Origin of the sequence: Sphingomonas sp. OTU376 (genome assembly GCF_038440415.1) — a bacterium.
Taxonomy (GTDB): domain Bacteria; phylum Pseudomonadota; class Alphaproteobacteria; order Sphingomonadales; family Sphingomonadaceae; genus Sphingomonas; species Sphingomonas kyeonggiensis_A.
The window spans coordinates 59,278-67,050 of sequence record NZ_JASATQ010000024.1 but is presented as its reverse complement, the minus strand read 5'-3'; the positions used below and the strand labels follow the sequence as shown (position 1 = coordinate 67,050).

The 7,773-nt window shown below is 65.5% G+C and carries 7 protein-coding genes; 6 read left to right on the top strand and 1 reads right to left on the bottom strand.

Going from position 1 to position 7,773, the window contains the following annotated elements:
• Positions 1-256 (top strand): hypothetical protein (locus tag AAHM44_RS12375; protein ID WP_342250168.1); only part of this gene is annotated, 256 nt, incomplete at its 5' end.
• Between the two features lie 138 nt (positions 257-394).
• Positions 395-574 carry a hypothetical protein gene (locus tag AAHM44_RS12370; protein ID WP_342250167.1) on the top strand — a complete coding sequence of 60 codons (180 nt, stop codon included), beginning with the start codon at positions 395-397 and terminating at the stop codon, positions 572-574.
• Here AAHM44_RS12370 and AAHM44_RS12365 read toward each other — a convergent pair.
• Positions 490-891: a DUF2391 family protein gene (locus AAHM44_RS12365; protein WP_342250166.1), complete on the bottom strand. Its 402-nt coding sequence runs from the start codon at positions 889-891 to the stop codon at positions 490-492. The two genes, AAHM44_RS12370 and AAHM44_RS12365, sit on opposite strands and share 85 nt — an antisense overlap.
• A gap of 161 nt (positions 892-1,052) precedes the next feature.
• On the opposite strand from AAHM44_RS12365, the gene AAHM44_RS12360 reads away from it, so the two are divergent.
• From AAHM44_RS12360 to AAHM44_RS12345, 4 genes are all read left to right on the top strand, one after another.
• Positions 1,053-2,156, top strand: a complete 1,104-nt coding sequence (locus tag AAHM44_RS12360) for an ATP-dependent DNA ligase (RefSeq protein ID WP_342250165.1) — start codon at positions 1,053-1,055, stop codon at positions 2,154-2,156.
• A gap of 124 nt (positions 2,157-2,280) precedes the next feature.
• Positions 2,281-3,990, top strand: a complete 1,710-nt coding sequence (locus AAHM44_RS12355) for a histidine kinase famiy protein (protein WP_342250164.1) — start codon at positions 2,281-2,283, stop codon at positions 3,988-3,990.
• A 207-nt stretch (positions 3,991-4,197) separates the two neighbouring features.
• Positions 4,198-7,131, top strand: coding sequence for a PAS domain-containing protein (locus AAHM44_RS12350; protein ID WP_342250163.1), 2,934 nt, complete (start codon positions 4,198-4,200; stop codon positions 7,129-7,131).
• 280 nt (positions 7,132-7,411) lie between these two features.
• Positions 7,412-7,603 carry a hypothetical protein gene (locus AAHM44_RS12345; RefSeq protein ID WP_342250162.1) on the top strand — a complete coding sequence of 64 codons (192 nt, stop codon included), beginning with the start codon at positions 7,412-7,414 and terminating at the stop codon, positions 7,601-7,603.
• The last annotated feature ends 170 nt before the right edge of the window (positions 7,604-7,773 follow it).

Sequence of the window (7,773 nt, the reverse complement as noted above, 5' to 3'; positions counted from 1 at the left end):
GCGACGGGCTGCGGGACATTTGCGCGGCGCAATTTGTTCTCCGCTCATGTCCCGCAACGACCATCGCCCCGACCCTATCGTCGCCATAGGCCTGCTGACCCGGGGGGACCTGGACCGGCTCGGCGCCGCCTTCGAGGGTGCGATACCCGTCGCCGAGGATGACGTGTTCGGTGACTTGCTGGCCCAACTCGACCGGCTCGAGGTAGAGCCTCTCGGCAAGGGGATCGTGATCCGCCCCGAGGGACAGCGAGACTAGCAACGCTGCGCCGCGCCGGCACCTCCAACCCGGCGCCGTGTTTCCGTTCGAGCGGAGCATGACTGCCCCGCAAGGACTGACGCCCGGAACACGCGCATTTGCCGACCGTTCGAGATTCATCAAAGAGAGGAGGCTGTAATGGCAGACGAGAAAGTGACGGTCGTGGAAGGCGGTGGCGGCGGCGCGACTGCGGTGCTGGTGATCGTGGGCGTTATCGCGATTCTGGCGGTTCTCTATGTGTTGTTCGGCACCAACCTGCTGAACGGCGGCACCAAGAAGATCGACGCCGACGTCAAGATCGAGACGCCGTCGAAATAGGCCTGCACGGGAACCGGCCCGGCGGTGCCAGCAGCTGCCGGGCCGGAATCAGAAAGACTGGAAGACCCGGAACCGCAGCTTGGCACGTCCTCGAGCAGCGTGGCGGTGCGCTCGAAACCGCCGAAACGGGACAGGACCACCAGCACGAGCAGGTTGAAGGCCATGAAAAGGAGCAGGCGCGCAGGTCCGATGTGCAAGCCGATCGCCCACATTTCCATCGTCATCAGCAGCGGGAGGCCGAAGATGATCGCACCGGCAGAGGCGCGGGCCAAGCCGATGGCGTAATCCCGCTTCAACTTCGCGGCCTGGGAGGTCATCGCACGATAATGCCGACCCCGCATCTTCGTTCAAGGCCGCGCCTGCCCCGGCGGCCCGCCACACCGAGGCCCCAGCGCCAGTCCGCCGAGCGAAGCTGGCTCGACGTCCCGCGAAACGCATCGGATGCCCGACAGTTGGTCCCGGGAGTCGAGGAGCGCCGATGGCTGTACGCAAATCCCTGAAGACGAATGCGGGCGACGCGCCTGAGATCGTCGCGCCCATCGCGCCGATGGAGGCGCTGCTCGTCGAGGCGCTGCCCGAGCCGCCGGGCTGGCAGTACGAGCCCAAATGGGACGGCTTCCGCGCAATCGTCGTGCGCGACGGCGACAGGGTCGAGATCTGGTCGAAGTCGGGCAAGCCACTCGGCCGCTATTTCCCAGAAGTGCTGGAGACATTGCGCGGGCTTGATGAGGGCCATCTGCTGCTCGATGGCGAGCTGGTCGTGCCCATCGGTACCCACCTGTCGTTCGATGCGCTGCAGGCCCGGCTGCATCCGGCGGCGTCTCGCATCGCCAGACTGTCGAGCGAGACGCCCGCCCGACTGATCCTGTTCGATTGCCTGGAAATCGGTCTCCATGATTTCGCCAGCAAACCCTTGCGCCAACGCCGCGCTGCGCTGGAGGCACTGGCAACCCGGTTCGAGAGCCCGACCTTAATCCTTTCACCCACCTCGCTCGATCCCGACCGCGCCCGAGCCTGGCTGGCGGAGAGCGGCGGTGCGCTGGACGGCGTCGTAGCCAAGCCGCTCGACCTGCCTTATGCCGCTGGCGCGCGGGCGATGCGCAAGGTCAAGCAACTGCGCACCGCCGACTGCGTGGTTGGCGGTTATCGCATCGATGCCGAGGGTGAGGTGGCATCGCTGTTGCTCGGGCTTTTCGACAAGGCCGGCCGGCTCGATCTGGTTGGGTTCTGCTCCGCCTTTGCCGGGGGCGAGCGCAAGTCGCTGTCGAAGACTCTCGCGTCGCACGAAGGCGGTCCCGGCTTCACTGGCAGGGCGCCAGGTGGGCCCAGCCGCTGGAATCCGGAAAAGACCGGCACCTATATCGCGCTGGATAACGAGCTTGTCGCCGAATTCGCCTACGACCAAGTCACCGCCGGGCGTTTCCGGCATGGGACGCGGTTCCTGCGCTGGCGCCCGGACAAGGCGCCTGGGCAATGCACGACCGACCAATTGATCCGCGAGCTCGAGCCGGCGGAGATGCTGCAGCTCACTGAAGGGACGCAGGCCGGCAAGCACAGAGCTGGCAGGCGGTCGCCGAAGTAGCGGCGTCCGGCTTGGCGGACGCCCCGCCTGCGGCCGATGCAGGCGGCGAAGCAACCAATCTGTGGAGGCGTGGAAACCGAAACGCTCCGGGAACATTCTTGCCAGAGACTTTTCTTCGAGGACCATGGTGACGAGCAAGGATAGCGGCCAGGCCGGCAATGCCCAGGAAGCGACCGGCGAGCCGGCGGGCAATCTCAAGGACCCCACCTCGTACAGCCCCACGGGCAACAAGGGGCAGCATCACTGGAAGAGCTCGACGGTCGCCGAGCCTGGGCTCGACCAGCGCGGCACCGTCTTCTTCGCGGCGCTCCAGATGACGCGCATGCCGATGATCCTGACCGACCCCCGGCAGGACGACAATCCGATCGTCTTCTCCAACAAAGCCTTTCTCGACCTGACCGGCTATGAGGAGGCCGAGGTGGTCGGGCGCAATTGCCGCTTCCTTCAGGGCGCCGACACCGACCGCGAGACCGTCCGCGAGCTGCGCGACGCGATCGCCGCGGAAGAAGCGATCTCGATCGAGATCCTCAACTATCGCCGCGATGGCTCTGCCTTCTGGAATGCGGTGTTCGTGGCGCCGGTCTACGACGCGGATGGCCAGCTCATCTATTTCTTCGCCAGCCAGCTCGACGTCACGCGCCGGCGCTCTTCCGAACAGGCCTTCCGCCAAGCGCAGAAGATGGAGGCGATCGGCCAGCTGACCGCCGGCCTCGCCCATGACTTCAACAACCTGCTCCAAGTCGTCGCCGGCAACCTCGACATGCTGCAGGGGGACGAACTGACCGAACGACAGCATCGGCTGGTCGGCAACGCCGCGCGCGCCGCCGATCGCGGTTCCAGGCTGACCCGCCAACTGCTTGCCTTCGCCCGCAAGACCCGCCTGGAGCCCCGACGTACCGATCTCAACACTCTGATCCACGAGTTCGGCGACCTGATCGACAACACCGTCGGGGCCCAGGTCCGCCTGATCACCACGCTGGAGCGCCGCCTGCCCGAGATCGACATCGACCCGACCCATCTGGAAATGGCCGTCCTCAACGTGCTCATCAACGCCCGCGACGCGATGCCCCAAGGTGGCAAGGTAACGATCGCAACCGAGCTGTGGAAGCTCAACGGCAACGCCGCCGCGCACCAGCTCCCGGAAGGCGACTATGTCGTGCTCGCGATCAGCGACGAGGGCGCGGGCATGAGCGAGGAAGTCCGCCAGCGCGCGACCGAGCCCTTCTTTACCACCAAGGGCAGCGAGCGCGGTACCGGACTCGGGCTCGCCATGGTGCACGGCTTTGTCCAGCAATCGCGCGGTCGCCTCGAGATCGATTCCGAGCTCGGCCGCGGCACCACTATCCGCATGCTGTTCCCCGTGGCGGGCACGGAGAGTATCGCGGCGCCAACGCCGCGCGTCGATAGGGCCAGCACCGGCGGCAGCGAGACGATCCTGCTCGTGGAGGACAGCGACGATGTGCGAGTGCTCGCTCAGGAGCAGCTGGAGGCACTCGGTTATACGGTGCTGGTCGTATCGAGCGGCGAGGAGGCACTGGCCCTGCTCGGCGACCGGCAGGTCGACCTGCTGTTCACCGATATCGTCATGCCGGGCGGGATGAGTGGCCTGGAACTGGTCGAGAAATTCCACGCCCTGCGGCCCGAGACGCCGATCCTGATGACCACCGGCTATAACGAGGACCTGGTCGCCGACATTCCGCGCGGCAGCCGGCTCGATGTCATAGGAAAGCCCTATCGCCGGCAGGAACTGGCAGACCGCATTCGAGTGGCGCTCGACCGCCATTCGACGGGCGAGCGTCCTGCCGAACAAGGCTTCGGTCCCAAGGAAGGCTGAGGTCTCCGGCTCGAATGCGGGTGCACGCGGAATCTTGCCGATCAAGCGCGACTTCTCCGCGCCGGGGGCGAGGTCGCAACCCGCACGCGCCTGATCTGCCTCTTCGACAGCCGGGAGATCAATGCTGGCCCATTGCCCGGATTGCTGTAATATCAAACAGATATCGGCTATCGGCAGTCACCGTGGCCAGAGGGGGATAGCTAGATCGTGACACCTTCCGGCCTGGTCGGTGGCGGGCATGCCGGCGACCTCATTCGCTCGATGGACTGGGGCGCCACGCCGCTCGGCCCCCTCAATGCCTGGCCGAGCGAACTACTGGCCCATGTCCAGATCGTCCTGGCGTCCCCGGTGCCCATGGCCCTGCTCTGGGGGCCGGACGGCGTCCTTCTCTACAATGACGGCTATGCGGAGATCTGCGGGCCGCGCCATCCCGCGGCGCTCGGCGCCAAGTTGCTCGATGTCTGGCCCGAGGCGCGCACGTTCAACGCGCGCGTGCTCGATGCCGGGATGCGGGGCGAGCCTCTCAGCTTTCATGCCCAAGAGCTGGAACTCTGGCGGCACGGTCGTCCTGAACAGGTCTGGATGGACCTTGAATATCTTCCCCTGCGTGACGGGGCGGGGCAACCGGTTGGAATGCTCGCGCTGGTGTTCGACATCACGCAGCGGATTCTCGCCGAGCGGCGGCTTGCGCGCAGCGAAGAGCTTTATCGCTTCCTCGATGAACTCAGCCAGGCCGTGACACCGCTGCACGACGCGCAGCAGGTCCTCTCGGTTACCGTCCAAATGGTCGCCTCGCACCTGTCGGTGACGAACTGCGCCTATGCCGACATGGACGCCGATGCGGATGGCTTCACCATTCGCGGCAACTGGCACGCCGACGGCTCACCTTCGATCCTTGGCCATTACAGCCTTGCTGATTTTGGACGCCTGGCCGTCTCGGAATTGGGCGCCGGCAGGCCGCTGGTCATCAACGACAACCTGAGCGAGATCGCGCCCGAGGAGGCCAGGACCTTCCAGGATATCGGCGTCGCAGCGACGGTCTGCATGCCGCTGGTAAAGAATGGCCGCCTGACCGCCCTGATGGCCATTCATGACAAGGTGCCGCGCCGCTGGAGCGACTACGAGCTCACAGTCATGCGCGAAGTGACGAGCCGATCCTGGGCGCATGTCGAGCGGGTCGCGGCGGAAGCCAATCTTCGCGCGAGCGAGGAGCAGCTTCGCCTGGCGCTGGATGCCGCTGAGATCGGGCAGTGGGACGTCGATATTGTCGCCGAAACCCTGTTCTGGCCGCCGCGGCTGAAAGCGATGTTCGGCATCTCGCCCGATGTCCCGATCTCGATGAAGGATTTCTACGCGGGTCTCCATCCGGACGACTTCGAGGCAACTGTCGCTGCCTATGCCGCCGCCGCCGATCCGGAGCGGCGCGCCGTCTATGACGTCGAATATCGTACGATCGGCAAGGAGGACGGTATCGTCCGCTGGATTGCCGCCAAGGGACGTGGGGTTTTCGAGGCGGGGAAGTGTGTCCGGATCATCGGCACCGCCATCGATATAACCGCGCGCAAACGGACCGAGCGTGCCCTCCGCGAGCTGAACGAGACGCTGGAACAGCGTGTCGCGGACGGCCTGGCAGAGCGCAAGCTGCTTGCCGACGTGGTCGAGAACACCACGGCTATCATCTTCGTTGCCGACCTCGACTATCACTGGCTGGCGGTAAATCGCGCGGCCGCCCAAGCCTTTGAGGCCGTCTACGGCATTCGCCCCCGTGTCGGCGCCTCGATGCTCGATGTGCTGGACGATCTCCCGGAGCACCGCGACCAAGTGCGGCGGACCTGGGGCCGGGCACTCGCCGGTGAGGAATTCACCATGGTCGAGGAATTTGGGGACCCCAATCGCGAGCGTCGCTTCTTCGAGATCACCTTCAACGCGCTTCGCGACAGCTCGGGCAGGCGGATCGGTGCCTATCAGATCGTGCACGACGTTACCGAGCGCATTGCCGAGCAACGTCGCTTGGCCCAGGCGGAGGAGCAGCTACGCCAGTCACAAAAAGTTGAGGCGCTTGGCCAGCTGACAGGTGGCGTTGCCCACGACTTCAACAATCTCCTGACCCCGATCATCGGCTCTCTGGACCTGCTCAGCCGCAGGCGCCTCGGCAACGAACGCGAGCAGCGGCTCGTGGCGGGCGCGCTCCAGTCGGCGGACCGGGCGCGTACCCTGGTTCAGCGGCTGCTGGCCTTTGCGCGCCGGCAGCCGCTTCAGCCGACGGCGATCGATGTTGCGGCCCTTGTCGCAGGCATGGGCGATCTGATTGCGAGCACCACGGGGCCGCAAGTACAGGTACTGATCGAGGCTGCGAGCGATCTGCCGGCAGCGCTCGCCGACTATAATCAGGTTGAGATGGCGCTGTTGAACCTGAGCGTGAATGCGCGCGATGCCATGCCCGATGGCGGCACGCTTCGCATCAGCGCGACCGCGCAGGAAGTTTGGGAACAGGCTGGGGGTGAGCTGCAGCCTGGCCAATATGTGATGATCTCGGTGGCCGATAGCGGGAACGGGATGGATGCGGAGACGCTCGCACGCGCGATCGAGCCTTTCTTCTCCACCAAGGGGATCGGCAAGGGCACAGGGCTCGGGCTTTCGATGGTCCATGGCCTCGCGCAGCAGCTGGGTGGCGGCATCCGCATTTCCAGCAAGCCGGGGCTCGGTACCAATGTGGAAATCTGGCTTCCCGCCGCGGCGGCAGGGGCGATTCCGTCACCCGCCGGCTCCGACGACGTGATTGCTGGCCCCGGGCCGCGCGGCAGGGCTCTTCTCGTGGATGACGAAGAAGCGGTTCGTGCGAGCACGGCGCACATGCTGGAGGAATGCGGCTTCGACGTAGTCGAGGCGGACTCGGCGCGGGCCGCACTCAGCCGGCTCGAGGCGGGAGAGCAATTCGCGGTGCTCGTGACCGATCATCTCATGGCAGGCATGGATGGAACCCAACTCGCCAGGGCGGTGCGGGCGATTCGACCCAGGCTGCCCTGCCTCATCGTTTCAGGCTATGCGGATGTCGAGGGGATCGCCCCCGACCTGCCACGGCTGACCAAGCCGTTTCGTGCGAACGAGTTGTTCGAGGCGCTGGCCGGGCTCGGCCTGTGACAGGGATGATCTCGGTTCCTCCGGCGCGCGCAGACTTAGTAGCGCGGCGGCGAACACCGAAGGCGACCGCTTGGGTTGCGGCGCGTCGAGCCCGATGCCGGCACAGTCCATATTCCGCTGCGCCGGACGGCTCGCCAGGTACTTGACCTCATCCGATCGCTGGTCAGGATAATGGCTCGACATATGGCTGAGACGGTGGGGGCGTGCAGGCTGTCCGAAGCCTTCGAGGTTGTGAATTTTGCGGCGCGCCGGTCGAAGGGACACATAGCAGGGAGCGGCAATGAAACAGATTGGCGGTGACGGATCGACGCTTTTTTCGCTGACGTCGGTGGAATGGGAGAAACTGCGAGAGGAGCTCGAGAACCATCGGATCAAGCCTCCCGTTTCGATCCATCCCGAGGGGCCGACCGGCGGCCTGGTCCGCTTCCATTCACTCGACGATGCCAAGCTCGCACTGCTCGCAATCGCCTGAGGCCGTCACCGGGTCGTCGTCCCGGTCGAATTTTGGTCGCTGATCGCCGGCCCGTGGCGCCGGGTGACCCTGCCTGAATTCGTGCCTCAAAAAACCGGGACTCGAAAGCGGCGAGACGGTTTTGAGTGGACCGGGCCGATGCAGGTGACAGTACCTGCATCGGTGCGGAC